The sequence below is a fragment of the Pseudomonas sp. Colony2 genome, assembly GCF_019382755.1.
Lineage (GTDB): Bacteria > Pseudomonadota > Gammaproteobacteria > Pseudomonadales > Pseudomonadaceae > Aquipseudomonas.
Window position 1 is genome coordinate 4,519,344 of sequence record NZ_CP080030.1, and the last position, 25,447, is coordinate 4,544,790.

Consider the following 25,447-nt stretch of genomic DNA (forward strand, 5'->3'; position numbering starts at 1 on the left):
CACACCCAACGTAAAGAGGTGATCAACCGTGAGTCGAGTCTTGTATCTATTCGGTGGCTGGCCCGGCCATTTCCCCTACGAAATTGCGGCATGGGCGCGCACCGTTTTCCAGGAACTGGATTTCGAGGTCGAAGAGTCCACCGACATCTTCACACTGGACAGGGACTTGACCGGTTATGACCTGATCGTGATCGGCTGGAACAACGCCGTCACTACCGAGACGCTCACCGCGTCCCAGGAAAACCGCCTGCTGGAAGCGATCGAAAGCGGCACCGGCCTGGTGGGTTGGCACGGCGCAGGCGCGGCGTTTCGCGCCAGCCTCAAATATCACTGGGTGCTCGGCGGCTCATTCCTCGAACACCCGATGGGCGAAGGCTTTCCCCACCCGTACCAGGTCAACGTCATCGACCACAGCCACGAGGTGACCCAGGGCGTCGAGGATTTCGAGGTACGGTCCGAGCAGTACTACATGCAGGTCGACCCGAACATTCATGTGCTGGCTGAAACCACCTTCGACGGCAACCCCTTCCCCTGGCTCAACGGCCATCGCAGCCCGGTGGCGTGGGTGCGCCAGTGGGGCCAGGGGCGGGTGTTCTATCACTCCATCGGGCACGACACCAGCAACCTCGCCGACCCGAATATCCGCCGCCTGACCAAGCAAGGCCTGAACTGGGCGACACGCGGGCGTGCAGCCAGTACCGCCGAGGCAACCCCCTCCGTTTCATCAACCCAAGGAGTCCTGTCATGACTAAATTGACCGGCAGCCAGATCGTGGCTCAAACCCTGAAAAACTATGGCGTCGAATATGTCGCCGGTATTCCCGGCCACGGTATCTGGACCCTGACCGACGCCTTCCTCGAAGAAGACTCCAAGCTCAAGTTCATCCAGGTGTTCCATGAGCAGAGCGCGGTGCATCTCGCCGACGGTTACTACCGGGTGAGCGGCAAGCCGATGGCGGCAGTGACGTCCATCGGTGCCGGCGCCGCCAACACGGTGATCGGCATGGCCACCGCGTTTACCGACTCCACCAGCCTGATGCTGATCACCGGCGGGCCACCCACCCACATGCGTGGCCATGGCTTGCTGCAGGAGCTGGAGCGCTACACCGACAACGACTTCCCGAAAATCGCCGAGGCCGTGACCAAGCGTCATTGGGTGGCGACCCGTGTTGAAGAGTTGCCGTTCATGATGCACCGCGCCTGGAGCGCAATGGTCACCGGACGCCCGGGGCCGGTGCACCTGGAAATCCCGATGGATGTGCAGGCCGAGGCCGCTGAAGTGACCCTGCATGCCCTCGAAGAGCGCACCCCGATCGGCAAATGCTTCCCGGACCCGGCAGCCACCGCTCGCGCAGTGGAAGAGCTGAAACTGAGCAAGCGCCCGGTGCTGGTGATCGGCGGCGGCGTGATTACCGGCGAAGCGAGCGCGGAATTGTTCGCCCTGGCCGAAGCCTGGAAGATCCCGGTGGTCACCACCTGGAACGGCAAGAGCGGCTTCCCGGAAGATCACCCGTTGTTCGCCGGCAGTGTCGGCCAGACCGGCACCCTGTGCGGCAATAAAGTCGCGTCCACCGCAGACGTGATCATCGCCGTGGGCTGCCGTTTCACCGACTGGTCGTCGTCCAGCTACGCCAAGGGCGTGACCTTCGCGATTCCGCCGTCGAAGCTGATCCACATCGACATCGACCCGCATGAAATCGGCAAGAACTACCCGGTGACCGTGGGCATTTGTGCCGACGCCAAATACGCCCTCGCCGCCATTGTCGAAAGCCTGAAAGGCGAGACGGTTGAGCGCGAAGAGTACCTGAGCGACCTGCGCGGTTATCAGGAAGAATGGGAAACCAAACTGGCGGGCCGTCGTGACTCCGTTCGCTTTCCGTTCACCTCGCAACGCCCCCTCGGCGCGCTGCGCAAAGTGTTCCCGCGGGACACCATCGTGGTGGTTGGCTCGGGCAACACCCAGGGCGCGGTCAAGCAGACCTTCCCGGTCTATACGCCACGTACCCACCTGACCTCCGGCGGCTTCTCGTCCATGGGCTGGGCCGTACCTGCGGCCATCGGTGCGAAGCTGGCGGCGCCTGACCAGCCGGTGGTGTGCATCCTCGGGGATGGCGATTTCCTGATGACCTCCCAGGAAATTGCGATCTGCGTGACCAACAATATCCCTGTGGTGTTCCTGATCCAGAACAACGCCGGCTACATGTCGATTCGCGGTGGCCAGCGCAAGCAGACCAGCCGCCATATCGGCACTGAGTTCAACCACCCGGACGGCACGCCCTACAGCCCGGACTTCAAGGCGGTGGGCGAAGCCTTCGGCCTCAAATCCTACCGTGTGGAGCGCCCGGAAGACCTTGAGCCTATCCTGCAGGAAGCGCTGGATTTGAATGTGCCGGTGCTGATCGAAGTACCCACCGACCGCGATGCGGCTGGCCCTTGGGTGCCCGGCTGGTGGGACTTCCCGATTCCGGAATACATCACCGACGAACGCCAGGATGAGTACTGGCAAATCCGTAATTCCGAACAACACCTGTAAATGCCGGAGCGGCTCACATGAGTGATGCATTGATTTCGCATCATGCAGAGCTGAATCCACAACCGGGGGCGCCGCGCGAACCGCGCGCCCTCGACGTGGTGACACCTGATGCAGATGGCACGATCAACTGTGACGTGGTGATTATCGGCTCGGGCATGGGCGGTTCGACCTTCGCCCATGCCCTGCGTGACAGCGGGCTGGATATTGTGATCGTCGAACGAGGGGATTTCCTGCCCCGGGAAATCCAGAACTGGAGCGCTGAAGCGGTGTTCGGCCAAGGACGCTATCGCAATGCCGAACCGTGGCTGGACCAGGCCAACCAAGCATTTTCGCCGGGGGTGTTTTATTACGTCGGCGGCAACACCAAATTCTACGGCGCCATGCTGCCACGGTTTCGCGAGGCGGACTTTGGCGAGATCCAGCATGCCGAGGGCGTGTCGCCTGCGTGGCCCGTCAGCTACGCCGAGTTTGAACCCTGGTACGCCGAAGCGGAAAAGCTCTACCGCGTGCATGGCCAGGCCGGCATTGACCCAAGCGAACCCTGGCGTTCAGGACCCTTCCCGCAACCGGCACTCAAGCACGACCCGGCCCTGGTTGCGCTGGAACAAAGCATGCAGCGTGCCGGACTCAAGCCGTTCGTGATGCCGGCGGCGGTGGACTATGGCGATGGCGGCGATTGCGTATTGTGCTCTACCTGCGATGGCTATCCGTGCCTGGTGGAGGCCAAGGCCGACGCTGAAGTTTCTGCGCTCAGGCCCGCCCTGCGCAGTGGCAGCATTCGGCTGATGACTCGCACCACGATCAGGCAGCTGAACACCGATAACGATGGCAAAACCGTGACTCAAGCGCGGGGTCTGTTCGATGGACGCGAGGTGACACTGCGTGCCAAACGCTTCGTGCTGGCGTGCGGCGCAGTCAACAGCGCGGCATTGCTGTTCAAGTCTGCGAACGCTCAACATCCTCATGGCCTGGGCAATAGCTCTGGGCAGTTGGGGCGTAACTACATGGTGCACAACAGCACCTTCATGCTGGCGGTGGACCCGCGACGCAAGAACAACGTGAACTTCCAGAAAACCCTGGCCATCAACGACTGGTACAGCGCCAGCCCGCACAACGCATTCCCCTTGGGTAACGTGCAGATGCTGGGGAAAATCCGCGAGCCGATGATCAGTGCCATGCGGCCCTGGCTGCCGAAATTCGCTTCACGCTATATCACTGACCACAGCGTAGACCTGTACCTGACCTCGGAAGATCTGCCGACCCAGGACAACCGCGTCACCTACGACACACAGCGCGGTGCGATCAAGGTTCACTGGACGCCGAACAACCTCAAGGCCCATGAAGGACTGGTGAGCAAGGCCACCCAAACCATGCGTGATGCAGGGTATCCGCTGATCCTCAAGGCGCGCATGGGCATCGCGACGAACTCCCACCAGTGCGGCACTGCCGTGATGGGCAAGGACCCAACCACCAGCGTGCTGGACCTGAACTGCAAGCTGCATGACCTGGAGAATGTATGGGTGGTGGACAGCTCGTTCTTCCCGTCGTCGGCGGCGGTTAATCCGGCACTGACCATCGCGGCGAATGCCCTCAGAGTAGCGGCACACTTCAAGGGGCAGCCCAGGTAAAGGTGGGAGCTGGCTTGCCTGCGATGCAGTCGACTCGGTCTGTCAGTGGTATTGAGTCGATGCCATCGCAGGCAAGCCAGCTCCTACAGCGATCCCTTACCAACGGGATCAGGCGTCTGCCTGCTGGATACTGCGGGTCGAGGTACGCACCACCAGCTTGGTGGCGAAAATCTTTTGCTCGGGCGCCAGCGGCGCATCAGCCGGGGCATTCAATTGCTCGGTCAGCATGCGTGCGGCGTACACGCCCTTCTCCACCATGGGTTGGGCAATGGTGGTCAACCCGAGCTGCACCGCCTCGGGAATATCGTCGAAGCCGATCACCGAAAGCGTCTGCGGCACTTGGCGACTGAGGGCGTGGGCGGTTTTCATGCAGGCAATCGCCATCACATCCGAGCACGCCACCACTGCCGTGACGTCGTTGGAGGTCAGCAATGTGAACGCTGCGGCCTGGCCGGACGTGGAATCCAGCCCACCGGCCTCGATCACGCTCAGGTCTTCAAACGCCAGGCCCGCGGCGGTGGCCGCCTCCACGTAACCGGTGAGGCGTTCGCGGACAATCCGCTCACTGGCACTTTTGAAGCGTTGCAGGTCAATCGGGCCGCGGTAACCATCCGGGTTGAGGCGGTCAATGATGACGCCGATCTTGCGGTGGCCCAGGTCCAGCAGATGCTGCATTTGCGTGCGAGCCGCACCGCGATCGTCGATGCCGACAAAAAACGAATTCTCGACCAGCGGCGAGTCGATCACCACGAACGGAATACTGTGCTTCACCACCGCCAGCACCGCCGGGTGATCATCGGGCAGGGTCGAGATAATCAGGCCATCCACCAGCCCGCGCAGGGCCAGGCTGCCGTGGCTCGCCGCCGGGCCCCGGCCCACCAGGCGGTTGTTGTTGAGCGGAAACAGTGTCAGTGCGACATTTTCCAACTCGCCCACTTCACTGATGCCGCGCAGCATGGCGATGGTGCACGGGTCGGCAAAGGCCAGGGACAACTTGTCCATCATCATCAACCCGATGGCGCCGATCTTGCCCGAGCGCAGGCTGCGGCCCAGCACATTGGGGCCCGGGTAGCCCAATGAAGCGGCCACCTCGAGGATATGCTCGCGCTGGGCCGGGGACAGTTTGGAAGGTCGGTTGTAGGCGTAAGACACCGCAGGCTGGGACACCCCTGCCGCCAGTGCTACGTCTTTCATTGAAACGGCCATCGCTTGCTTCCCAATCCTTTTGAAACCTCATGCGAGGTCATGAAAAAACAGGCGCTCAGTGTACCCGTTGAGGGGAAACCTTCGGAACCAGTCGTGTGGCACTGAACATGATTGCGACCATCAGCGAGGCAACCGCCAGCAGCGCCCAGGATAGATTCGTCGCGTGGGCGAACAAGCCGATCACCGCCGGGCCCATCAGGATACCCAGATAACCGAGGCTGGTGGCAGCGGCAATCGCCAGTTCCCCCGGCATGGTCTTTTGCGCGCCCGCCAGCGACAGGTACACCGGCGCGATATTGGCCAAACCGATGCCGATGACCGCAAACCCCACCAGGTTCACCTGCCAGTTCGTCGCGAGCACCACCGTGAGAAAGCCCAGGATTACAATCAGGCCACCGCCCACCAGTACTAGCCGGGCGCCGAGCCTGAGCAGAATCCGGTCGCCACTCAAGCGCCCCAACGCCATCATCACGGCGAAGCAGGCGTAGCCCAGGCCTGCAATGGAAGGCTCGACATCACGCACCTGGGTCAGGAACACCGCGCTCCAGTCGAGAATCGCACCTTCGGCCAGAAACGCGAACAGGCACAGCACCCCCAGCACCAGGACTTTAGGCGTGGGCCGCACAAAGATCGGGCTGCCCTCTTCGCCGCTGCGCCCGAGCATCTGGCGCCCGTAACTCAGGACAAACGCAGCCAGTGCCGCCATCACCGCGCTGCTGGCCAGCAACGGCGTGGCGCCCAGCCAGAGCAGCGCGGTGATCCCCGCCGCACTGACAATCGTGCCCAGGCTGAACAAGCCATGAAAACCCGACATCAAGGACCGCCCGGTCGCACGCTCAACCATCACGCCCTGTACGTTCATCGTCACATCCACTGCGCCGCACCCTGCACCGAACACGGTCAGGGCAAACATCAAGCCCAAGAATGAATGTGTGGTCGCCAGCAGAGGCAGCGTCAGAAACACCAGGGCGATGCCGATGTGCATGGTAAAGCGGCAACCTTTGCGGGCGTTCAGGATGCCCGCCAGCGGCATCATCACCAGTGAGCCGAGGCCCAGGCACAGCAACAGGATGCCCAATGCGCCGTCGTCCACCCCGGCCCGGCTGCGCGCATAGGGAACCAGCGGCGCCCAGGCGCCCATGCACAGGCCGGACAGCAGAAACGTCAAGCGGTAGGCCGACATATGCGGCGTGGAGCACGGCAATAACAACTCTTGAGACGACACGGAAACCCCAATACCTGAACAGTTGGAGTTATACGTATAACTTAAAACTCAAGCGCCAGCCACTGCCTTGTTACTGTTACATATTCTGGATTGATAAAGCATTGACAGCCCACAGGGTGCAGGTTTTACTTCCGCAAGGTTATTCGTATAACCCAAAATTGCATAACCACCCCACAAAAACAAAAGGGACCATGCAGCGTGATAAGCACTTTCCAGAAAACCCCGATCCCCCCGCGTATTCGCAAGGCACGTATCGCCACCTTTCTCGGCTTCATGATGATCGGCGCCATGATGTACATCTGGTCCACCGGTGTAAGCGTGTTCAGGACCCAGCTTGGCCTGACGGGAGAACTCGGGGACTCGAGTTTCGGCCTGATTGCCCTCGGGGTCGGTGTCGGTTCCGCAGCCGGTGCGCTGCTGGTCGGGCGGCTGCTGGACACCTTCGGCGCCAAGCCGGTAATTACCCTTGGCGCCCTCGCCTATCCCCTTTCGATTACCCCGCTGGGCTTCGTCAACGGTTTCTGGTTTGCGCTGTGTTTCGGCTCTGTGCTGGGGCTGTTGCGCGGCGCCCTGGATACCGCCTTGAATGCCCACGGCGTGCAGGTTGAACGGTTTTATCGACGCTCGATCATGTCCGGCTTCCATGCCTTCTATTCCCTGGGCGGCTTCCTGCTGGGCATGGCATGCAGTTGGCTGACCCGGTTCTACACCGACAGCGTGCTGGTGCCTTACACCGTACTGGGCCTGGCGATGTTCATTCTGGGCTGTGTGTTCAGCCGATGGTTGCTGGGCAAGCATGATGTGCCCGACGCCCAGCTCGACGACTGGCAAGCCGGCACCCAGTCCCGGGACGAAACCGGCAAGGGCCCTTCGGCCAAGACGCTGCTGGTGATGATCGCTCTCGGCACCTTGCTGCTGGGCAGCATGATGGGCGAAAACGCAATTGCCGACTGGGGCCAGGAATACATTCGCCGGGAGTTCGCGACCACCACCTCGACCGCAGGCATGGCGGTCTCACTGTTCGTCGGTGCGTCATTCGTGGGGCGTCTTTTTGGCGACCGCCTGGCCGCTGCGTTCGGTAATGCGCAGGTGGTGTTTGGATGCGGTACGTTGTGCGTCCTCGGCATGATCACCACGATATTGGGCGGTACGGCCGTGACCGGCGTTGTCGGCTTCGCGCTGTTTGGCCTCGGCCTTTCGTGCATCGCACCGTTGATGATCTCCGCCGCCGGGCGCCGGGACCCGGCACATGCCGGGCGCAATATCGGCATCGTCAACTGCATCGGATTTTCCGGGATGCTGGTGGGCCCCGCCGTCATCACCGTCATCGTCAGCAACTTCGGCCTGAGCAAGCTGATGTTCTTCCCGCTGGTGATGCTCGGTTTGCTCGCGACGTTCGGCCCACTGCTGATGCGCGCGCCGAAGAAAACCGTTGCCCGCGGCGAAGCGCAAACCGAGGGGTGAGGGAGGCCCGCATCGTCACTGCACCGGCAGGAAATTCATCAGCAGCAAGCTTTGCGCGTAGTTGAGCCCGATGCGCCGGTAGCGTTCGTCTTGCATCTGGGTCAACAGGTCGAGGCGCGCGACGATCTTGCCGAACTCCACGGCAAAGCTGAGGTTGCTGCCCGCCTCCGAGATCTCGTTGGAGAACAGCAACAGCGAGCCATTGGCATCCTGGCGCTGACTGAGCAGCCAGGTGGCCTTCTCGATATTGCGCGCGGCATTGCTGACGAACTGCGGGTTGATCGAGTCCGTTATATAAAACTCGGTGCGCCCGCCGTGTGCCGTCACCAGCATGCTGCCGATCGCGTAGATGAAGGCGCCCACCCGGTCGCCGCGAAACTCCGGGCTCAGGGAATAGCTCAGCGCCGCCAGGTCGCGACGATCCCCCAGGGCAGGTAGCGGTTGGCGAAGTTCGATGGCCTGGCGGATTTGCCGGGCGGCGGTCACCGCGTCGGTGTAACCCGATTGACGCCACTGGTTGGGGTTGCGCAGGTAGAGCTTGCTCATCAGCAGATACAGGCTTTGCAGGTTGTCGCGCATGCTCAGGGTGGCCATGCGATCAACGCTGGTCTGGAAGAATTCATCGGGCTTGCCGTTGCTGAACTGCGTGGCAATATCGCGCCCCTGCTGCTGGCTGCAACCGTTGGCGCAAAGCATCAAAACCGCAGCCAGCCACAGCGGCTGACGCATCCATCGGGTGATAAAAACAGGTAACGTGCGATCCATCGGCACCAGGTCTGGGTCTGCTGTCCACGCCGGAAATTAGTGTGGTCGGGACAGAGATAGATCGGAAGAACGGGAAAAAGTGCAGTGAGGGCGGCAAACCAATAATTTTTCCAGAGGTGCATCCACTTTGATCCTTGGTACGTAGATTCAATACCCTCACCCGGAGGGCACAAGCACCAAGGAGATACATCATGCACGCCATCTACAAAAAAATTGCTGCCGTTGCCTGCTTTACGATCCTCTCCGTCACCACATCCCTAAGTTTTGCCGCCGACACCGTAATGGTGGGCGGCGCGGCGATGTATCCGACGAAAACCATCGTCGAAAACGCAGTCAACTCAAAGGACCACACCACTCTGGTTGCTGCGGTCAAGGCAGCCGGACTGGTGGATACCCTTAACAGCAAAGGCCCGTTCACCGTATTCGCACCGACCAACGAAGCTTTCGCCAAGCTCCCCGCAGGCACCGTGGATACGCTTGTGAAACCTGAGCACAAAGCCGATCTCACAAAAATCCTGACCTATCACGTGGTGGCTGGCACTCATACCTCTGCACAACTGATGGCCGACGCCAAGAAGAACGGCGGTACCGTGATGTTGAAAACCGTGCAGGGTGAGTCGCTGACGATCAAGCTGCATGACGGCAAATTGTGGGTGGTGGATGCCAAGGGTGGCAAGGCCAGCATCAGCATTGCGGATGTGATGCAGTCCAATGGCGTGATTCATGTGGTTGATTCGGTGCTGATGCCGTAATCGTCGCTTGACACCGAAAAGCCCGACGCAGTGTGCGTCGGGCTGATTCGGATGCTTCAGTTGTCGGGGTGTTCACTCGCGACAGAATCAGCCGCATCCACATCCGACATATCCTCTTCCAGAGGGGCATCATCGTCCGGTGGTAGAGGCGCTTCAGGTTGATCGCGCCGAGGATCATGCCCGGTTTCATTATCTGTACCGCGCGTTACGCCTTGCTGGGATACATTCCCAGGGGCCTTCTCGTTAATTTCCATGCTGGCTCTCCGTTCTAGCGCGGGATGTCCGTGCTTGAACATGAGAAACGGTGCGGTGTCGCGAGTGCCGGACGATGGACGAACGGTGGGGATCAATTTCATAACGGCCCTAACGCTCCGAGAGACTCTATCCACCGCAGGATCGCGGGTTTCTCTGCTGGTTTTTCGCCAATGCAACACACCTCCGGGTCGGTGAGAGAACACCAGACAGACACCGGGTCTCCCACTCGCAAACCATTCGAAGCTTTACGAAGCACCGTCGTTGACCAAGCGTCAACCGTCTCGTTGAGAGACTTGTGAAAGTGCTGCCCATTGACGCTATAGCTGAAGCTCATGAACTGGCGTCCGGCCCACGATGCCTCACGCCCGACGAAGGTTACGTAGCCAGGCACCACTTGCCCCGCGTCCATGGCACTCATGAGTTCTCTCCTGAAAACAGCCCGGAAACACGTTTGTTTTTTGTGCTTTTACACTGTTATAGCTCAGAGGCCCGCAGCGCGACAGGTGCTTGGTCGCCGCCTACGGTGAGGCCTGAAACTGACTACCCTTTATATCTGACACACATTGACATATCGGTAATTCTCGATATGATCGCGCCATGGACTTACTCGAAATATTCAAAGCCCTCTCAAACCAGACACGCCTCGAAATCCTGAAAGGTTTGAAAGACCCCGAGAAGAACTTCCCTGCACAAGATGAAGGGGACGTTCACACGGTGGGCGTGTGCGTCAGCAGTATTCAGGAAGGCATCGGGCTCTCGCAGTCGACGGTGTCCGGTTACCTGGCAACGCTGCAACGGGTGGGCCTGGTCGAAGTCAGGCGCATCGGCCAGTGGACTTACTACAAGCGCAATGAAGCCACCATCCGCAGGCTTGCCGAGATCATAGGGAAAGATTTGTAGTTTTTTTACCACAGAATATCGAGATTTCGCGATATCCCTTTTTGTCGAAACAAGGAAATGCAATGAAGGCGTTGATACTCAAGTCATTTGGCGGCCCGGAATCATTCGAACTTCGCGACGCTCCCAAGCCCGTTCCGCACACGGGGCAAGTCCTGGTCCGCGTACACGCAACCTCCATCAACCCGCTGGATTACCAGGTCCGACGTGGCGACTACGCTGACCTTGTGCCGCTACCGGCGATTACCGGGCATGACGTATCGGGGGTCGTTGAGGAAGTCGGGCCGGGGGTTACGTCCTTCGCGCCAGGCGACGAAGTCTGGTACACCCCGCAAATATTTGACGGACCCGGCAGCTATGCCGAATACCACGTGGCGGCCGAAGGCATTATCGGGAAGAAGCCCCCTGCCCTGAGTCACCTTGAAGCGGCAAGCCTGAGCCTGGTCGGCGGCACCGCCTGGGAAGCGCTGGTGGTGCGTGCAGCCCTCAGGGTGGGAGAAAGCATCCTGGTGCACGGCGGCGCGGGCGGCGTCGGCCATGTGGCGATCCAACTGGCGAAAGCCATTGGCGCCCAGGTGTTCACCACCGTACGCGACGTCAATGTCGAGTTCGCGCGAAGCCTGGGTGCGGACGTAATCATCGACTACGAAAAGGAAGATTACGTCGACGCCATCCTGCGGGAAACGGGTGGCCGTGGCGTTGATGTGGTGTTCGATACCATCGGCGGCACCACATTGTCCCGTAGCCCGGACGCGCTTGCGCAACTGGGTCGCGTGGTCACGATTGTGGACACGGCGCACCCCCAGAACCTCGTCCAGGCCTGGGGCAGGAACGCGAGTTATCACTTCGTCTTCACACGACAGAACCGCGGCAAGCTGGATGAAATGAGCGCACTGATAGCAAACGGTCAACTGCGGCCATACGTCGGCGCGGTCTATTCCCTTGCTGACATCCCGCTCGCCCATTCCCGCCTGGAAAGCCCCAACAACGGCATTCAAGGGAAAATCGCGATTGCCGTGTCCGCCGGCTTACAGGAGGATTGGCGCAACGGTGCTTGAGCTGATCGCACTGAACCACTTTTTTGGAGAGCACGGGTAAATGGCAGAACTGATGGAAAGGCTCGACGGCCCAAGGACCGCACAGCAGGAACTGTTCTACGACCTCGAAGATGCGACGGCCGTTATCGCCTGGTCGGTCAATGAGCTGGCCACTATCGCCGGGGTCGCCAAATCACCCGACGAAGCAGTCGCTCTGATGAAGATGGGTGCACTGCTCGCGGCTCAGCAGGAAAAGCTCAGCGGGTACGCGGATGAGGTGAAGGCCGGAAGGATTGTGCGAGGAGAGGATCACTCGTGATAAATACGCTACGCACCCAACAACCTTTCACATCCCTTTCACACTCGAGCGCTTATCGTCACTCCAGCTCCTAAGTGAACACCTTTAAGCCCGCACTCCCCATCGCGGGCTTTTCTTTGCCTGGAATTTGGTAAAAGGGATATCAAAACCTTCATCCAGTTTCATTTGTTGATGGCCTGGGCTGTCGCCTTAATGCTCCCACACGAACTCGTGCACAGGAGCAAAATATAATGAAAAAACGTCAACCGTTACTTCAGCTCAATACCTTGGCCGTGGCGCTGGCATTTGCCTTGCCGGCCATGAGCTATGCCAGCGATCAGTCCGACTCCAAGGGCTTTGTCGCCGACAGCAGCTTGAATATCCTCAACCGCAACCTGTTCTGGAACCAGAACGGCAACGGCGCCCACACCCGTGACTGGAGCCAGGCGCTGATGGCGACCTACAGCTCGGGCTTCACTCAAGGCACCATTGGCATCGGCATTGATGCGTTTGCCGACCTGGCGTTGCGCATCGACGGGGACACCGACCGCGCCGGTGGCCCGAACATACCGTCCGACGCCAATGGCAATCCGGATCATGGCTTCGCGAAGGCCGGTGGTGACGTCAAGTTCCGTATTTCCAGTACCACGCTCAAGGTCGGCGACCTGCAGCCTACGTCGCCGGTGTTCGCCACCGCCGATAACTACCTGATGCCACAGACCGCAACAGGCTTCCAGATCGACAGCCATGAAATCACCGGCCTGAACCTGGAGGCCGGCCATTACACCTCCGGCACCGGTACCACCACCACCTCGCGCAGCGGCGACATTCTCGCCAGCTATGCAGGCGTGGAAGCGTCGTCGGCCAGCTTCGCGGGGGGCAAATACCAGTTCAGCAAGGAATTCACCGCGTCGCTGTACGGAGCACACCTGGAAGACGTGTGGAATCAGTACTACGTCAACCTGAACCTTGTTCATCCACTGACCGATGACCAATCCGTCGCGCTGGACTTCAACCTCTATCGCACACTGGACGACGGAAGCGCCAAGGCCGGGACCATCGACACCACCGCAGCCTCGCTGGCGGCTGCCTACACCCTGGGTGCACAGACCTTCACCCTGGCCGGGCAGAAAGTGCATGGTGACGAGCCGTTCGACTACGTCGGCTTTGGGGAGACCAATGCCGGCGTCGGTGCCGGGCGCTACGGCAACTCGATCAACCTGGCTGACTCGGTGCAATACTCCGACTTCAACGGCCCGGGCGAGCGGTCCTGGCAGATGCGCTATGACCTGGACATGGGAGCCTTTGGCGCCCCCGGCCTGAGCTTCATGGCCCGCCATATTCGCGGTGCTGGCATCGACGGTACGCATACCCCCGGCAATTCGGCCTACACCGGGTTCTATGGCGCCAACGACCAGGAACACGAAACCGACGCCGAAGTGAAATACGTCGTGCAGAGTGGCCCGGCCAAGAAGCTGTCCTTCCGCCTGAGGGAAGCCTGGCACGATGGTGATGCGTCCACCGGGGGGCATCTGGTGCAGACACGCCTGATTACCGAGTACCCGTTGAATATCTTCTAAACAGGCGGGAATGCCCGGTTGATGGATCTACCGGGTACTCTGCGTAGCCAGGTATTGATCGGTAGGCGTTTTGATTCCACACACAAAAAAAGGCGCTACCAAGAGCGCCTTTTTTGTTACCGCTGACTTATTGCAAACTAACCTGACGCAGTTCGGGCTCTTTCCCGCTACCAATCGTGATGCGCTTGGGCTTGGCCTCTTCAGGAACCACGCGCAGCAAGTCGATGCTTAACAGCCCGTTGTTCATCGAAGCACCGCGCACCTCGATATGATCTGCCAGCCGGAACGACAGCCGAAATGCTCGTTGCGCGATGCCCTGGTGCAGATAAGTGACTGCTTTCTCGGTTTCGCGCTTGTCGCCAACGACTGTCAAAACGCCCTTCTCGACCTGTATATCCAGATCCGCTTCAGTAAGCCCAGCGACAGCAATGACAATGCGATATTCGTCATCACCGTGCTTTTCCACATTGTGAGGCGGATAAGTGTTCGGAGCCTCGCTGCGAAGCGCCGACTCGAACAGGTCATTGAAGCGATCGAAGCCCACGGATTGACGGAACAAAGGGGCCAAGGAAAGGGTAGTAGCCATCTCAAAATCTCCTGATTAAATCCAAGTGATTAAGTGCGCGACCCGCATTCGGCGTCGCGTGATAAAAATTTATGTTCGCCGGGAAAATTTTCAAGAGGCCAGATAAAAATTTTTACATTTGAGTACCAGCCGGGAACGGCTTGCTCGGTTGGATAGACAGGCCGCCCTCAGGCTGCGATGCGTAGTCAGCCCACCTTTCTCTTGAGTGCTTGCCTGGGTCGGGTTCAGCAAGCGGTGGCTTCTTGGAACTCTCTGGCATGTTCGCCATTACTCGCGGCATGTCTTAAAATATCCGGTTGCCGAAGAACCGCCATGACATATCCATGAAGGGCTTCAATCCTTTACAAATAAGTGTGGTCAAGATGAACAAGCCTTTCATTTCGCTGTGCCCTGAAATTACGCGGGCGCACGCGCTGACGTTGGTGGATTGGTTAGAGGATGAACGCATCACCTGCTACCTGAGCGATTCGCGTCATGTCTCCCGCTCCATTGAGCAAGTCATTGATCGGACTCAGTTGCCGATCCTGACTCATCTATTCAACCAGGGCGGCAGATTCTTTATGGCCTATGACCGGCATGACGCTCCGGTGGGCTTTGTCCGTCTCATCAAGACCGGCTCAAATTGCGAGATTGTCCTGGTCATCGGAGACAGCGACAAATGGGGCCGGAACCTGGGCGCCAGCACGATCCGCGAAGGCATGAAACTGGCCTTCCTCGACATGCGGGCCGAGAAGCTCATCGCCAAGATTCACCCGGACAACTCGCGCTCGCTGAAAGCCTTTCTGCGCAGCGGCTTTATGCTGGAGAGCGAAACGCCGACATTGACGTCATTTTCCATGACGGCGGCGAGCTATTTCCAGTTCTTGCGCGAAGGCGCCGGTGGCGACTCCACCAGGATCTACATCACTGAAATCGACAAGGCCAGGCTCGAGGATCTGATCGCGTTCGAGCAAGGCCCGGCGGTTGTTGAACTCGAACATGAGCTTGAGCGGGCCATCGTCGTCAAGCCGCAGCAGGTGGCGTGCAATGTCATCACGATGAACTCCAGGGCCTTGCTGCAACTGGACGATGAAGAGTTCGAAGTGGCCTTGGTCTACCCTGAAGACGCGGACAGCAACGCAGCAAAGCATTCCGTGTATTCCGACATAGGCACCGCCATCCTTGGCTATCAGGAAGGAGACGCCATCGACTGGCGAATTGCTGACCGGACCCGCCGGATTGAGATCAAGAAAGTGCTTTACCAGCCGGAGGCTGCGGGCGACTTCCACCTGTAATTGCGCCTTTTCTCAGTAACGAATCACGCCAGTCAGCGCGCCCGGCTTGGGTGCCTGACTTCTCCAGCGTGAACTGATAACCGAGACGGTTATCGGCGCGTGGGTGAGATCGTGAAACCTACCCGCTGACGCCCACTTTTTGCAGAGTTGCGGAAACTGCCTGAAATGATACGGAAACGATTAGAGGTGTATTCCTGAACCCCAGAAACGCAAAAGCCCCGCAATAGCGGGGCTCTTGAGTCAATCTTGGCGGGAAACCAGGGATTCGAACCCTGGAGACGCTATTAACGTCCGCCGGTTTTCAAGACCGGTGCATTCAACCACTCTGCCAATTTCCCTTGTGCAACACAGGATTAGCGTAGCTCATCCTGCCTCAGCGGGCGCCATAATACCCGAATGAAACACACTGTCAAACTCTCGCCATAGCTTGTTACAGAGCGTCTGTTATGATCCTTGCGACTGAATGTTTCAAAACTGAAGGAGTGTCGCCATGCGCGAACAAAATTACGCAGTGAATGGAAACGCGCAGGCTGAGCAGCTAGAAGTTAGCCGCGTCCTGCGCAATACGTACGGCTTGCTCGCTCTCACCCTCGCGTTCAGCGGCGTGATGGCCTTCGTAGCCCAGCAAATGCGCGTCGGCTACCCGAATATCTTCGTCGTGCTGATCGGCTTCTACGGTCTGTTCTTCCTGACCAACAAGCTGCGCGACTCGGCCTGGGGCCTGGTGTCGGCGTTTGCCCTGACCGGTTTCATGGGCTTTATCCTCGGCCCGATCCTTAACCGCTACCTCGGCATGGCCGGCGGCGCGGAAGTGGTCAGCTCGGCATTTGCCATGACTGCCCTGGTATTTGGCGGCCTGTCGGCCTACGTGCTGATCTCCCGCAAGGACATGAGCTTCCTGGGTGGTTTCATCACCGCCGGTTTCTTCGTGTTGCTGGCTGCGGTACTGGCAGGCATGTTCTTCCAGATCAGCGGCCTGCAACTGGCGATCAGCGCAGGTTTCGTGCTGTTCTCCTCGGCCTGCATCCTGTTCCAGACCAGCGCAATCATCCAGGGTGGCGAGCGTAACTACATCATGGCCACCATCAGCCTGTATGTATCGATCTACAACCTGTTTATCAGCCTGTTGCAGATCTTCGGCATCATGGGCCGCGACGACTGATCGCAGCCGCATGCAAAAAGCCCGCTTCGGCGGGCTTTTTGTTGCCTGCGGCTTTATCATTGCCACAGGTTTTGCCTTCAGAGTGTTCCATGAAGTTCGCGATTGCGCTTTTTTCCGCCGCCCATGCGCCCTCCTCGCGCCGTGCCTTGCTGTTCGCCCAGGCGGCGCTGGCGGGTGGACATGAGATTGTGCGGCTGTTTTTTTATCAGGATGGCGTCTACAGCGCGTCCACTAACATTGTTGCGCCGCAGGATGAGCAGGATATCGCCCGTCAGTGGCGCGAGTTTGTCAGCGAGCATCAACTCGATGGCGTGGTGTGCATCGCCGCGGCCCTGCGCCGTGGCGTGCTGAATGCCGAAGAGGCCACCCGTTATCAGCGCAGCGCGGTGAACCTGGACGCGCCTTGGGCATTGTCCGGGCTTGGGCAGTTGCATGACGCCGCCCAGTCCGCTGACCGCTTGATCTGCTTCGGAGGGCCGTGACATGTCGAAATCCTTGCTGGTGATCAGCCGACAGGCGCCGTGGTCCGGCCCCAGCGCCCGTGAAGCGCTGGATATCGTATTGGCTGGCGGCGCGTTTGATTTGCCGATTGGCCTGTTGTTTCTGGATGACGGCGTGTTTCAACTGGCCGCGAGCCAGGACGCCAGGGCCGTGCAACAGAAAGACCTGAGCGCCAACCTCCAGGCCCTGGAATTATTTGGCGTCGAAGAGGTGTTTGCCTGCAGCCATAGCCTCGCCGTGCGCGGGCTGGCCACCTCCGGCAACGCACAGCCGCTGAGCAGTGAACAAATTTCACAGATGATTGACCGTTACGACCAGGTGATTACCCTCTGATGTCGACCTTGCATGTGGTATCCCACTCGCCTTTTACCGACAGCCGGCTGGACAGCTGCCTGCGCCTCTGTGGCACCCAGGATGCGATCCTGCTGTGCGGCGACGGCGCCTACGCCCTGCAACCCGCCAGCGCGCCTTGCCAGGCCCTGCAGGCCAGGGGCGTGAAAGTGTTTGTACTGGCCGAAGACAGCCAGGCGCGTAACCTCGCCGTGCCTGAATGGGCCGGCAGTGTCGATTACCCGGCGTTCGTCCAGCTGTCGATCGACTATGACAAGGTCAACACCTGGCTATGAACACTTTGACCGTAGGTGAACGCACCCTCGAACTGGACAAGGACGGCTACCTCGTCGACCTGACCGAGTGGTCCAGCGACGTGGCCAACGCCCTCGCCACTACCGAAGCGCTGGAGCTGACCCCGGAACACTGGGAAATCCTCGAACTGCTGCGCGGCTTTTACGACGAATTCCAGCTGTCGCCCGCCACCCGCCCGCTGATCAAGTACACCGCCTTGAAGCTGGGCCCGGAAAAGGGCAACAGCCTGCACCTCAACCGACTGTTCAAAGGCACTCCCGCCAAACTCGCCGCCAAGCTGGCGGGCCTGCCCAGGCCGACGAATTGCTTATGACTGATTTTGCCCCGTTGATCACTGAAACCCCTGCCGAACATCCGTTCGCGCCGTTCGTGCGCATCCTAGGCAAAGGCAAGCGCGGCGCCCGCAACCTCACCCGTGAGGAAGCCCGGGAAGCCATGGGCATGCTGCTGGACGAGAAGGTCGAAGACACCCAGCTCGGCGCCTTCCTCATGCTGCTGCGGCACAAGGAAGAAAGCCCGGAAGAACTCGCAGGCTTCACCGAAGCCGTGCGCGAGCGCCTGAATGCACCGTCGCTCAATGTGGATGTCGACTGGCCGACCTACGCCGGTAAAAAACGCCACCTGCCGTGGTACCTGCTGGCAGCCAAGTGCCTGGCACAGAACGGCGTGCGTATCCTGATGCACGGCGGCGGCGCGCATACGGCAGGCCGGCTCTACACCGAGCAGTTGCTGGATGGCTTGCAGATTCCGTTGTGCCGCAATTGGCAACAGGTGGAAGCGGCCCTTGAACAGGGCAACCTGGCGTTTATTCCCCTGGGGGACTGGGCGCCGCAACTGCAGCGCATGATCGACCTGCGCAACACCCTGGGCCTGCGCTCGCCGATCCATTCACTGGCGCGCATCCTCAACCCGTTGAGCGCCCGCTGCGGCCTGCAAAGCATCTTCCACCCGGGCTACCAGGGCGTACACCGCGATGCCAGCGGCCTGCTTGGCGACAACACCATCGTGGTCAAGGGCGACGGCGGCGAGATCGAGATCAACCCGGACACCATCAGCCACCTGTACGGCACTACCGGCGGCGAGAGCTGGGATGAAGAGTGGCCCGCCCTCTCCGCCCAGCGCCACGTCAAGCCTGCGGCCCTGGAGCCCGAGCATTTGAAGGCGCTATGGCGCGGTGAGGTGCAGGACAGCTACCCGCAACTGGCACTGATCGCCACCATGGCCCTGGCCTTGCGCGGCCTCGGCCACCCGCGGGAACAGGCGTTCGAACTGGCCCAGCAGTACTGGGATGCCCGGGACAAATCGATTTAGTCGATCATTAACCCCCAGCCTTTGCGCTTTTTGTTCGAACTCAGACCTTTAGACTGCACTCCAACGCTTATTAGCCAAGGAGTCAGTCATGGGTTTGCTGATCGAAGGACACTGGCATGACCAGTGGTACGAAAGTAGCGCAGACGGCGCCTTCCAACGGGAGCAGGCGCAACGCCGCAACTGGGTGACCGCCGATAGTGAACCCGGCCCGACCGGCGAAGGCGGTTTCGCGGCTGAAGCCGGTCGCTACCATCTGTACGTATCCCTCGCCTGCCCCTGGGCGCACCGCACATTGATCCTGCGCAAGCTCAAAGGCTTGGAAAGCCTGATCGACGTGTCGGTGGTCAGTTGGCTGATGCTGGAAAACGGCTGGACCTTCGACAAGGCCCATGGCTCCAGCGGCGACAAGCTTGACGACTTCACCTTCATGCACCAACGCTACACCGCCGACACCGCCAGCTACACCGGGCGGGTCACGGTGCCGGTGTTGTGGGACAAGAAGCGCAAGAGGATTGTCAGCAATGAGTCGGCGGAGATTATTCGCATGTTCAACAGTGCGTTTAATGAACTGACCGGCAATCAACTGGATTTCTATCCCGAAGCCCAGCGCTCGACCATTGATGCACTGAACGATCGAATCTATCCCGCCGTGAACAACGGTGTGTACCGCGCAGGCTTTGCCACGTCACAAAAGGCTTATGAGGCCGCATTTGATGATGTGTTTGCCGAACTGGATCACCTTGAGCAGCACTTGGGTGAGCATCGTTACCTGGCGGGAGAATACCTGACTGAAGCCGATGTAAGGCTTTTCACCACGGCGATTCGGTTTGATGCGGTGTACTACAGCCACTTCAAATGCAACCTGCGACGGATTGCGGATTATCCGAACCTGTCGAACTGGCTAAGGGAGTTGTATCAGTGGCCGGGGATTGCCGAGACGGTGGATTTTGCTCACATCAAGGGGCATTACTACGCCAGTCACCGCACGATTAATCCGACGGGGATTGTGCCGAAGGGGCCGTTGCAGACGTTTGAGGCAGAGCATGACCGCGCGAGACTGAGCGGAAAAGGCATCTTGAGCTGACAAACCCTGTGGCGAGGGAGCTTGCTCCCGCTGGGCTACGCAGCGGCCCCAAAATCCTGGGAGCGCTTCGCACTCCAGCGGGAGCAAGCTCCCTCGCCACAGCAAGCTCCCTCCCCACAGCAAGCTCCCTCGCCACAGCAAGCTCCCTCGCCACAGAGACGTTCTCGCCACAGGAGACGTGTCAGACTTGCGACTGAGCGCCTTCAAACCACTTCAGCTTCTCACGCAACTGCACCACTTCTCCCACAATCACCAGTGTCGGCGCATGAACCTCATGTTCCGCCACCATGCGTGGCAGGTCAGCCAGGGTGCCGGTAAACACCCGCTGGTTGGACGTGGTGCCCTGCTGGATCAACGCCGCCGGCGTATCCGCCGAACGACCATGCTTGATCAGCTGTTCGCAGATGATCGGCAACCCGATCAAGCCCATGTAGAACACCAGGGTCTGCGAAGGGCCCACCAGGTCACTCCACGGCAGGTCCGAAGTCCCGTCCTTCAAGTGCCCGGTAATGAAGCGAACCGATTGCGCATAGTCGCGGTGGGTCAGCGGAATACCGGCATACGCCGCGCAACCACTGGCCGCGGTAATACCCGGCACCACCTGGAACGGGATGCCATGGGCCGCCAATTCTTCGATCTCTTCACCGCCACGCCCAAAGATGAACGGATCGCCACCCTTGAGCCGCAGCACGCGCTTGCCTTGCCTGGCCAGGTCCACCAGTTGCTGGTTGATCTGGTCCTGCGGCACCGCATGGTCTGCGCGCCGCTTGCCGACATACACCCGCTCGGCATCGCGACGGCACAATTCAAGAATCGCCGGCGCCACCAGGCGGTCGTACAGCACCACGTCGGCCTGTTGCATCAAGCGCAAGGCGCGGAACGTCAGCAGGTCCGGATCACCCGGGCCTGCGCCCACCAGGTAGACTTCGCCCGGTGCGTGGGGCGGCGCGCCGTTGATTTTCTCCACCAGCAGACGCTCGGCTTCATCGCCCTGCCCGGCCAGTTGCCGATCAGCAATCGGGCCTTGGAAGACGTCTTCCCAGAACGCGCGACGTTGCTGCACATCCGGGAACAAGCCTTTGACCTGGCTGCGAAACCGCGCCGCCAGCCCGGCCAACTGGCCGTAAGTCGACGGAATCCAGGTTTCCAGCTTGGCGCGGATCAAGCGTGCCAGCACCGGCGCATCGCCGCCGCTGGACACTGCGATCACCAACGGCGAACGGTCGACAATCGCCGGGAAGATCACGCTGCACAAGGCCGGCGCATCCACCACATTGACCGGTACGCAACGACGCCGGGCATCGCTGGACACTTGCGCGTTCAGCGGCTCGTCGTCGGTCGCCGCGATGATCAGGGTGCAACCGTCGAGGTCGGCCTCCTGATAACCACGCAAAATCAGTTCACCGCCACTGCCCTGCACCAGTTCACGCAACTGGTCTTCAATCTGGGGAGCAACCACCCGCAACAACGCGCCGGCGTCGGCCAGCAGCCGGGATTTGCGCAAGGCAATCTCCCCGCCACCGACGACCAACACACGACTGCCGCGCAGGTTATGAAACAGCGGCAGAAATTCCATTTAGCCGATGACCTCAACGCCCGCCATGTACGGCTTGAGCACTTCAGGCACGCGGATCGAACCGTCAGCCTGCTGGTAGTTTTCCAGCACGGCCACCAGGGTACGGCCTACTGCCAGGCCCGAACCGTTGAGGGTGTGGACCAGCTCGGGCTTGCCGGTTTCCGGGTTACGGAAACGCGCCTGCATGCGACGGGCCTGGAAATCACCGCAGTTGGAGCACGACGAAATCTCGCGGTATTTGTCCTGGCTCGGCACCCACACTTCCAGGTCGTAAGTCTTCACGGCACTGAAACCCATGTCGCCGGTGCACAGCGCCAGAACGCGGTACGGCAGCTCCAGCAGTTGCAGGACGCGTTCGGCGTTGGCGGTCAGGCCTTCCAGCGCTTCCATGGAAGTCGACGGCTCGACAACCTGCACCATCTCGACCTTGTCGAACTGGTGCTGGCGAATCATGCCGCGGGTGTCGCGGCCCGATGCACCGGCTTCGCTGCGAAAGCATGGCGAGTGAGCGACAAACTTGATCGGCAACTGCTTGGCGTCGAGGATTTCCCCGGCCACGATATTGGTCAGCGATACTTCGGCGGTCGGGATCAGGTACAAGTCGGCTTCGCCATCGCGGCTGATCTTGAACAGGTCTTCCTCGAATTTCGGCAGCTGGCTGGTGCCCATCAGCGCCGGAGCCTGGACCAGGTACGGGGTGTAAGCCTCTTCGTAGCCGTGCTCGCCGGTGTGCAGGTTGATCATGAACTGCGCCAGGGCGCGGTGCATGCGTGCAATCGGGCCACGCAGCAAGGCAAAGCGCGCGCCGGACATTTTGGCCGCCGTTTCGAAGTCCAGGCCACCGGTCAGTTCGCCCAGGGCGACGTGGTCCTTGATCTCGAAATCGAAGGCTTTTGGCGTGCCCCAGCGACGGACTTCGACGTTGCCGTCTTCGTCTTCGCCGATCGGCACGGATTCGTGCGGCAGGTTCGGGATGCCCAGCAGGATCGAGTCCAGTTCGGTCTGGATAACGTCCAGCTCGACTTTGCCGGAAGCCAACTCGCCAGCCATACGCTCGACGTCCGCCATCAACGGCGCGATGTCTTCGCCGCGCTGCTTGGCCTGACCGATGGATTTGGAACGCGCATTACGCTCAGCCTGCAGTGCTTCGGTGCGGGTCTGGACGGTCTTGCGCTGTTCTTCCAGCGCTTCGATGCGCGCAACATCCAAGGCAAAGCCACGGGATGCCAGGCGGTCCGCTACGTCCTGAAGGTTGCTACGTAACAGTTTGGAATCGAGCATGTCGGTCTCTCGTTTATCAAAGTTTGGTCAAGGACAGGCCAGCCCAGGTGGCGAGCAGCCCGCCGAACACGCTGACGGCCAGGTACCCGAAGGCGACCGGTGCCTGCCCGCTTTCCAGCAGGCGTAGCGTGTCCAGTGAAAAGGATGAAAAGGTCGTCAGACCGCCTACAAAACCGACAATCAAGCCGGCACGAATCTCAATCGGCACTTCCGGGCGAAGCAGAAACCACCCGTACAACAAGCCGATGATCAAACAGCCCACCAGGTTGACCGCCAGGGTCGCCGCATAAAAATGCTTCGGCCAATTGGCGCTGACCCAGGTGCTGGTGGCGAAACGCAATAATGTACCAGCGATGCCGGCCACGGACACGGCAAGAATCGTTCTGAGCACTACTTTCTCCGCTGTTTCGGACTGAGCCGGTCAAGTTGGGCAAGGTGATTGAGCTTTTCGCCGATCTTCAGTTCCAGGCCACGGGGCACCGGCTGGTAGAACGGCTGCGGCTCAAGGTCATCCGGGAAGTAATCTTCGCCAGCCGCATAGGCGTCCGGCTCATCGTGGGCGTAGCGGTATTCATCGCCGTAGCCGAGTTGCTTCATCAGCTTGGTCGGCGCATTGCGCAGGTGCAGCGGCACTTCCAGGGAACCATGCTCGGCGGCAGCACGCAGGGCGGACTTGAAGCCCATGTACACCGCGTTGCTCTTCGGTGCGCAGGCCAGATAGGTGATGGCCTGGGCCACCGCCAACTCGCCTTCCGGGCTGCCCAGGCGTTCCTGCACTTCCCAGGCGGCCAGGCACAGGCTCAGCGCACGCGGGTCGGCATTGCCGATATCTTCGCTGGCCATGCGCACCACGCGCCGGGCCAGGTACAGCGGGTCGCAACCGCCGTCGATCATCCGCGCAAACCAGTACAGCGCGCCGTCGGGGTTGGAGCCGCGCACAGATTTGTGCAGCGCGGAAATCTGGTCGTAGAACGCTTCGCCGCCCTTGTCGAAACGCCGGCGGGTGTCGCCCAACAGGCTCTGCAGCAAGTCGACGCCGATTTCGCTGCCATCCTCGGCCAGGTCGGAAGCGTTTTCCAGCAGATTGAGAAAACGTCGACCGTCGCCATCCGCAGCAGTCAGCAGGATCTTGAAGCCTTCCTCACTGACACTCAACTGGCGCTTGCCCAGGCCCTTGTCTTCGTTCAGCGCACGCTGCAAGAGCTTCTGCATCGCGGCTTCGTCGAGGCTCTTGAGCACATAGACACGCGCCCGGGACAGCAAGGCATTGTTCAGTTCAAAAGACGGGTTTTCGGTGGTGGCACCAATAAAGATCAGCGTGCCGTCTTCGACATACGGCAAGAACGCATCCTGCTGCGACTTGTTGAAGCGATGTACTTCGTCGACGAACAGGATGGTGCGCTTGCCGTACTGCCCGGCCTGCTGCTTGGCGACTTCCACCGCCTGGCGGATCTCCTTGACCCCGGCCAGCACCGCCGAGACCGTCTCGAAGTGTGCATCCGAGACTTTTGCCAGGAGCCGCGCCAGGGTGGTTTTACCCACGCCCGGCGGCCCCCAGAAAATCATCGAGTGCAGCGCACCCTGCTCAAGGGCCTCGCGCAAAGGCTTGCCGCGGGCGAGCAGGTGTTCCTGCCCGACGTACTCGTCCAGGTTGGTCGAGCGCAGGCGCGCCGCCAGAGGCTGAGCAATCGGGTCACTTCGAAACAGGTCCATGGGCAGCGTTTGAAACCTCTGGGCAGTTTATTCCTGGATCACGTCGGCACCCTTCGGGATGTCGAACTTGAACTTGGATGCCGGTACCGGCTGGTTGGCCTTGACCCCGGAGAACAGGATATCGGTGCGCTGGCCGACGCTGTCAATCAGACGCATGTTGTTGATCACGCCGTTGCCAAACGACAGGGACAGCGTGTCAAAGAGCGTGTCCTTGGATTTCGGCTTAAGGGTGAATTCAATCACGTTGCTGGTCTGCTTGGAGGTAATGTCGAAGCTGTCGTTGATCTTCGACACATCGCCCGACAGCAAGAGCGCTGGCGTCTGGTTCAGGCGCGGGTCGAGCTTCTTGATGGTCGCCTGCTCCAGGTCCGGGTCCCACAGGGTGACTTTTTGGCCGTCAGAGACGATGGTCTGCTCGGCCTTGCCTTCTGTGTGCCAGTAGAACAGCCCTGGACGCTGTACAGCCATCTCGCCGGCGGTTTCCTGCAACTGGGTGCCACCGGCATCCAGCGTGAGCTGGGAGAAGCGCGCGGTCAGGGTCTGGGATTTGTCCAACAGGTTTTTCAGGCTGGCGACGGAAGCCGGGTCAGCATGAGCCGAAACAGCAGTCAGGGCCAATGCAGGCAACAACAGCATGCGGATAAGACGCATGGGAGTCCTCTTAGATTCGGTTGC

At 60.2% G+C, this 25,447-nt stretch carries 27 protein-coding genes and 1 tRNA gene; 17 read left to right on the forward strand and 11 right to left on the reverse strand.

Going from position 1 to position 25,447, the window contains the following annotated elements; translation table 11 throughout:
* The first annotated feature begins 28 nt into the window (after positions 1-28).
* From JV201_RS17995 to JV201_RS18005, 3 genes are read left to right on the forward strand one after another with little or no spacing between them, the layout of a single operon-like run.
* A complete protein-coding gene (locus JV201_RS17995) occupies positions 29-748 on the forward strand; it encodes a ThuA domain-containing protein (protein WP_032898774.1) in 720 nt (239 codons plus the stop codon).
* On the forward strand, positions 745-2,532 hold the full coding sequence (locus JV201_RS18000; RefSeq protein ID WP_219405834.1) for a thiamine pyrophosphate-binding protein: 1,788 nt from the start codon (positions 745-747) through the stop codon (positions 2,530-2,532). Before JV201_RS17995 ends, JV201_RS18000 begins: the two co-directional genes overlap by 4 nt.
* Before the next feature lie 17 nt (positions 2,533-2,549).
* Positions 2,550-4,160 carry a GMC oxidoreductase gene (locus tag JV201_RS18005; RefSeq protein ID WP_219405835.1) on the forward strand — a complete coding sequence of 537 codons (1,611 nt, stop codon included), beginning with the start codon at positions 2,550-2,552 and terminating at the stop codon, positions 4,158-4,160.
* Between the two features lie 108 nt (positions 4,161-4,268).
* Here the strand turns inward: JV201_RS18005 and JV201_RS18010 are convergent, their stop codons facing one another.
* Together JV201_RS18010 and JV201_RS18015 are read right to left on the reverse strand one after the other, a co-directional pair.
* Positions 4,269-5,366 carry a LacI family DNA-binding transcriptional regulator gene (locus JV201_RS18010; RefSeq protein ID WP_008431528.1) on the reverse strand — a complete coding sequence of 366 codons (1,098 nt, stop codon included), beginning with the start codon at positions 5,364-5,366 and terminating at the stop codon, positions 4,269-4,271.
* A gap of 55 nt (positions 5,367-5,421) precedes the next feature.
* Positions 5,422-6,549 carry an MFS transporter gene (locus JV201_RS18015; RefSeq protein WP_219407199.1) on the reverse strand — a complete coding sequence of 376 codons (1,128 nt, stop codon included), beginning with the start codon at positions 6,547-6,549 and terminating at the stop codon, positions 5,422-5,424.
* Positions 6,550-6,792: 243 nt separating this feature from the next.
* On the opposite strand from JV201_RS18015, the gene JV201_RS18020 reads away from it, so the two are divergent.
* Positions 6,793-8,055 (forward strand): MFS transporter, encoded by a 1,263-nt coding sequence (locus JV201_RS18020; protein ID WP_219407200.1) that lies wholly within the window; start codon positions 6,793-6,795, stop codon positions 8,053-8,055.
* 15 nt (positions 8,056-8,070) lie between these two features.
* Here JV201_RS18020 and JV201_RS18025 read toward each other — a convergent pair whose 3' ends face one another.
* Complete coding sequence (locus tag JV201_RS18025) at positions 8,071-8,820, reverse strand: hypothetical protein (protein ID WP_219405836.1); 750 nt, start codon at positions 8,818-8,820, stop codon at positions 8,071-8,073.
* 191 nt (positions 8,821-9,011) lie between these two features.
* Between JV201_RS18025 and JV201_RS18030 the strand changes: the two genes are divergently transcribed.
* Positions 9,012-9,572 (forward strand): fasciclin domain-containing protein, encoded by a 561-nt coding sequence (locus JV201_RS18030; RefSeq protein WP_003219652.1) that lies wholly within the window; start codon positions 9,012-9,014, stop codon positions 9,570-9,572.
* Positions 9,573-9,628: 56 nt separating this feature from the next.
* Here the strand turns inward: JV201_RS18030 and JV201_RS18035 are convergent, their stop codons facing one another.
* A complete protein-coding gene (locus JV201_RS18035; protein WP_023658951.1) occupies positions 9,629-9,826 on the reverse strand; it encodes a hypothetical protein in 198 nt (65 codons plus the stop codon).
* Positions 9,827-10,424: 598 nt separating this feature from the next.
* Here JV201_RS18035 and JV201_RS18040 point away from each other — a divergent pair.
* From JV201_RS18040 to JV201_RS18055, 4 genes are all read left to right on the forward strand, one after another.
* Positions 10,425-10,727, forward strand: a complete 303-nt coding sequence (locus tag JV201_RS18040; RefSeq protein ID WP_003219649.1) for a helix-turn-helix transcriptional regulator — start codon at positions 10,425-10,427, stop codon at positions 10,725-10,727.
* A gap of 62 nt (positions 10,728-10,789) precedes the next feature.
* A complete protein-coding gene (locus JV201_RS18045) occupies positions 10,790-11,782 on the forward strand; it encodes a zinc-dependent alcohol dehydrogenase family protein (RefSeq protein ID WP_219405837.1) in 993 nt (330 codons plus the stop codon).
* Positions 11,783-11,822: 40 nt separating this feature from the next.
* Entirely contained in the window at positions 11,823-12,080 is a 258-nt protein-coding gene (locus JV201_RS18050) for a hypothetical protein (RefSeq protein WP_008431541.1), read from the forward strand.
* A 230-nt stretch (positions 12,081-12,310) separates the two neighbouring features.
* Entirely contained in the window at positions 12,311-13,639 is a 1,329-nt protein-coding gene (locus JV201_RS18055) for an OprD family porin (protein WP_219405838.1), read from the forward strand.
* A gap of 127 nt (positions 13,640-13,766) precedes the next feature.
* On the opposite strand, the gene JV201_RS18060 is transcribed toward JV201_RS18055, so the two are convergent.
* Positions 13,767-14,225, reverse strand: a complete 459-nt coding sequence (locus JV201_RS18060) for an Hsp20 family protein (RefSeq protein WP_003219642.1) — start codon at positions 14,223-14,225, stop codon at positions 13,767-13,769.
* Between the two features lie 362 nt (positions 14,226-14,587).
* Here JV201_RS18060 and JV201_RS18065 point away from each other — a divergent pair, with 362 nt between their 5' ends.
* The gene (locus JV201_RS18065) at positions 14,588-15,499 is read left to right on the forward strand and encodes a bifunctional GNAT family N-acetyltransferase/nucleoside diphosphate kinase regulator (protein WP_008431545.1); all 912 of its coding nucleotides are present in this window, start codon (positions 14,588-14,590) and stop codon (positions 15,497-15,499) included.
* A 247-nt stretch (positions 15,500-15,746) separates the two neighbouring features.
* On the opposite strand, the gene JV201_RS18070 is transcribed toward JV201_RS18065, so the two are convergent.
* Positions 15,747-15,837 (reverse strand) — tRNA-Ser (locus tag JV201_RS18070).
* Between the two features lie 152 nt (positions 15,838-15,989).
* Between JV201_RS18070 and JV201_RS18075 the strand changes: the two genes are divergently transcribed.
* The 7 genes from JV201_RS18075 (at position 15,990) to JV201_RS18105 (ending at position 20,202) form a co-directional block, all read left to right on the forward strand.
* Complete coding sequence (locus JV201_RS18075) at positions 15,990-16,661, forward strand: Bax inhibitor-1/YccA family protein (RefSeq protein WP_003219636.1); 672 nt, start codon at positions 15,990-15,992, stop codon at positions 16,659-16,661.
* Positions 16,662-16,750: 89 nt separating this feature from the next.
* Positions 16,751-17,143 (forward strand): sulfurtransferase complex subunit TusD, encoded by a 393-nt coding sequence (tusD, locus tag JV201_RS18080; protein ID WP_003219632.1) that lies wholly within the window; start codon positions 16,751-16,753, stop codon positions 17,141-17,143.
* 1 nt (position 17,144) lies between these two features.
* Positions 17,145-17,495, forward strand: coding sequence for a sulfurtransferase complex subunit TusC (tusC, locus tag JV201_RS18085; protein ID WP_087693046.1), 351 nt, complete (start codon positions 17,145-17,147; stop codon positions 17,493-17,495).
* Positions 17,495-17,788, forward strand: a complete 294-nt coding sequence (gene tusB / locus JV201_RS18090; protein ID WP_003219628.1) for a sulfurtransferase complex subunit TusB — start codon at positions 17,495-17,497, stop codon at positions 17,786-17,788. Before tusC ends, tusB begins: the two co-directional genes overlap by 1 nt.
* Positions 17,785-18,120, forward strand: a complete 336-nt coding sequence (locus tag JV201_RS18095) for a TusE/DsrC/DsvC family sulfur relay protein (protein ID WP_087693047.1) — start codon at positions 17,785-17,787, stop codon at positions 18,118-18,120. The genes tusB and JV201_RS18095 overlap by 4 nt, the downstream gene beginning before the upstream one ends.
* Positions 18,117-19,118 carry a glycosyl transferase family protein gene (locus JV201_RS18100; protein ID WP_219405840.1) on the forward strand — a complete coding sequence of 334 codons (1,002 nt, stop codon included), beginning with the start codon at positions 18,117-18,119 and terminating at the stop codon, positions 19,116-19,118. The genes JV201_RS18095 and JV201_RS18100 overlap by 4 nt, the downstream gene beginning before the upstream one ends.
* Positions 19,119-19,206: 88 nt before the next feature.
* Entirely contained in the window at positions 19,207-20,202 is a 996-nt protein-coding gene (locus tag JV201_RS18105) for a glutathione S-transferase family protein (RefSeq protein ID WP_219405842.1), read from the forward strand.
* 181 nt (positions 20,203-20,383) lie between these two features.
* On the opposite strand, the gene cysG is transcribed toward JV201_RS18105, so the two are convergent.
* From cysG to lolA, 5 genes are read right to left on the reverse strand one after another with little or no spacing between them, the layout of a single operon-like run.
* Positions 20,384-21,778 (reverse strand): siroheme synthase CysG, encoded by a 1,395-nt coding sequence (cysG, locus tag JV201_RS18110; RefSeq protein ID WP_003219620.1) that lies wholly within the window; start codon positions 21,776-21,778, stop codon positions 20,384-20,386.
* Positions 21,779-23,059 (reverse strand): serine--tRNA ligase, encoded by a 1,281-nt coding sequence (gene serS / locus JV201_RS18115; RefSeq protein ID WP_003219618.1) that lies wholly within the window; start codon positions 23,057-23,059, stop codon positions 21,779-21,781.
* Between the two features lie 16 nt (positions 23,060-23,075).
* Complete coding sequence (gene crcB, locus JV201_RS18120; protein WP_003219617.1) at positions 23,076-23,450, reverse strand: fluoride efflux transporter CrcB; 375 nt, start codon at positions 23,448-23,450, stop codon at positions 23,076-23,078.
* Entirely contained in the window at positions 23,450-24,772 is a 1,323-nt protein-coding gene (locus tag JV201_RS18125; RefSeq protein WP_003219616.1) for a replication-associated recombination protein A, read from the reverse strand. The genes crcB and JV201_RS18125 overlap by 1 nt, the downstream gene beginning before the upstream one ends.
* A 27-nt stretch (positions 24,773-24,799) precedes the next feature.
* Positions 24,800-25,423, reverse strand: coding sequence for an outer membrane lipoprotein chaperone LolA (gene lolA / locus JV201_RS18130; protein WP_003219615.1), 624 nt, complete (start codon positions 25,421-25,423; stop codon positions 24,800-24,802).
* Positions 25,424-25,447: the final 24 nt, after the last annotated feature.

Coding starts and splice junctions, on each gene's coding strand:
- JV201_RS18000 (WP_219405834.1), top strand. CDS start 745: ATGACTAAATTGACCGGCAGCCAGATCGTGGCTCAAACCCTGAAAAAC.
- JV201_RS18005 (WP_219405835.1), top strand. CDS start 2,550: ATGAGTGATGCATTGATTTCGCATCATGCAGAGCTGAATCCACAACCG.
- JV201_RS18010 (WP_008431528.1), bottom strand. CDS start 5,366: ATGGCCGTTTCAATGAAAGACGTAGCACTGGCGGCAGGGGTGTCCCAG.
- JV201_RS18015 (WP_219407199.1), bottom strand. CDS start 6,549: ATGTCGGCCTACCGCTTGACGTTTCTGCTGTCCGGCCTGTGCATGGGC.
- JV201_RS18025 (WP_219405836.1), bottom strand. CDS start 8,820: ATGGATCGCACGTTACCTGTTTTTATCACCCGATGGATGCGTCAGCCG.
- JV201_RS18030 (WP_003219652.1), top strand. CDS start 9,012: ATGCACGCCATCTACAAAAAAATTGCTGCCGTTGCCTGCTTTACGATC.
- JV201_RS18035 (WP_023658951.1), bottom strand. CDS start 9,826: ATGGAAATTAACGAGAAGGCCCCTGGGAATGTATCCCAGCAAGGCGTA.
- JV201_RS18040 (WP_003219649.1), top strand. CDS start 10,425: ATGGACTTACTCGAAATATTCAAAGCCCTCTCAAACCAGACACGCCTC.
- JV201_RS18045 (WP_219405837.1), top strand. CDS start 10,790: ATGAAGGCGTTGATACTCAAGTCATTTGGCGGCCCGGAATCATTCGAA.
- JV201_RS18050 (WP_008431541.1), top strand. CDS start 11,823: ATGGCAGAACTGATGGAAAGGCTCGACGGCCCAAGGACCGCACAGCAG.
- JV201_RS18055 (WP_219405838.1), top strand. CDS start 12,311: ATGAAAAAACGTCAACCGTTACTTCAGCTCAATACCTTGGCCGTGGCG.
- JV201_RS18060 (WP_003219642.1), bottom strand. CDS start 14,225: ATGGCTACTACCCTTTCCTTGGCCCCTTTGTTCCGTCAATCCGTGGGC.
- JV201_RS18065 (WP_008431545.1), top strand. CDS start 14,588: ATGAACAAGCCTTTCATTTCGCTGTGCCCTGAAATTACGCGGGCGCAC.
- JV201_RS18075 (WP_003219636.1), top strand. CDS start 15,990: ATGCGCGAACAAAATTACGCAGTGAATGGAAACGCGCAGGCTGAGCAG.
- tusD (WP_003219632.1), top strand. CDS start 16,751: ATGAAGTTCGCGATTGCGCTTTTTTCCGCCGCCCATGCGCCCTCCTCG.
- tusC (WP_087693046.1), top strand. CDS start 17,145: ATGTCGAAATCCTTGCTGGTGATCAGCCGACAGGCGCCGTGGTCCGGC.
- tusB (WP_003219628.1), top strand. CDS start 17,495: ATGTCGACCTTGCATGTGGTATCCCACTCGCCTTTTACCGACAGCCGG.
- JV201_RS18095 (WP_087693047.1), top strand. CDS start 17,785: ATGAACACTTTGACCGTAGGTGAACGCACCCTCGAACTGGACAAGGAC.
- JV201_RS18100 (WP_219405840.1), top strand. CDS start 18,117: ATGACTGATTTTGCCCCGTTGATCACTGAAACCCCTGCCGAACATCCG.
- JV201_RS18105 (WP_219405842.1), top strand. CDS start 19,207: ATGGGTTTGCTGATCGAAGGACACTGGCATGACCAGTGGTACGAAAGT.
- cysG (WP_003219620.1), bottom strand. CDS start 21,778: ATGGAATTTCTGCCGCTGTTTCATAACCTGCGCGGCAGTCGTGTGTTG.
- serS (WP_003219618.1), bottom strand. CDS start 23,059: ATGCTCGATTCCAAACTGTTACGTAGCAACCTTCAGGACGTAGCGGAC.
- JV201_RS18125 (WP_003219616.1), bottom strand. CDS start 24,772: ATGGACCTGTTTCGAAGTGACCCGATTGCTCAGCCTCTGGCGGCGCGC.
- lolA (WP_003219615.1), bottom strand. CDS start 25,423: ATGCGTCTTATCCGCATGCTGTTGTTGCCTGCATTGGCCCTGACTGCT.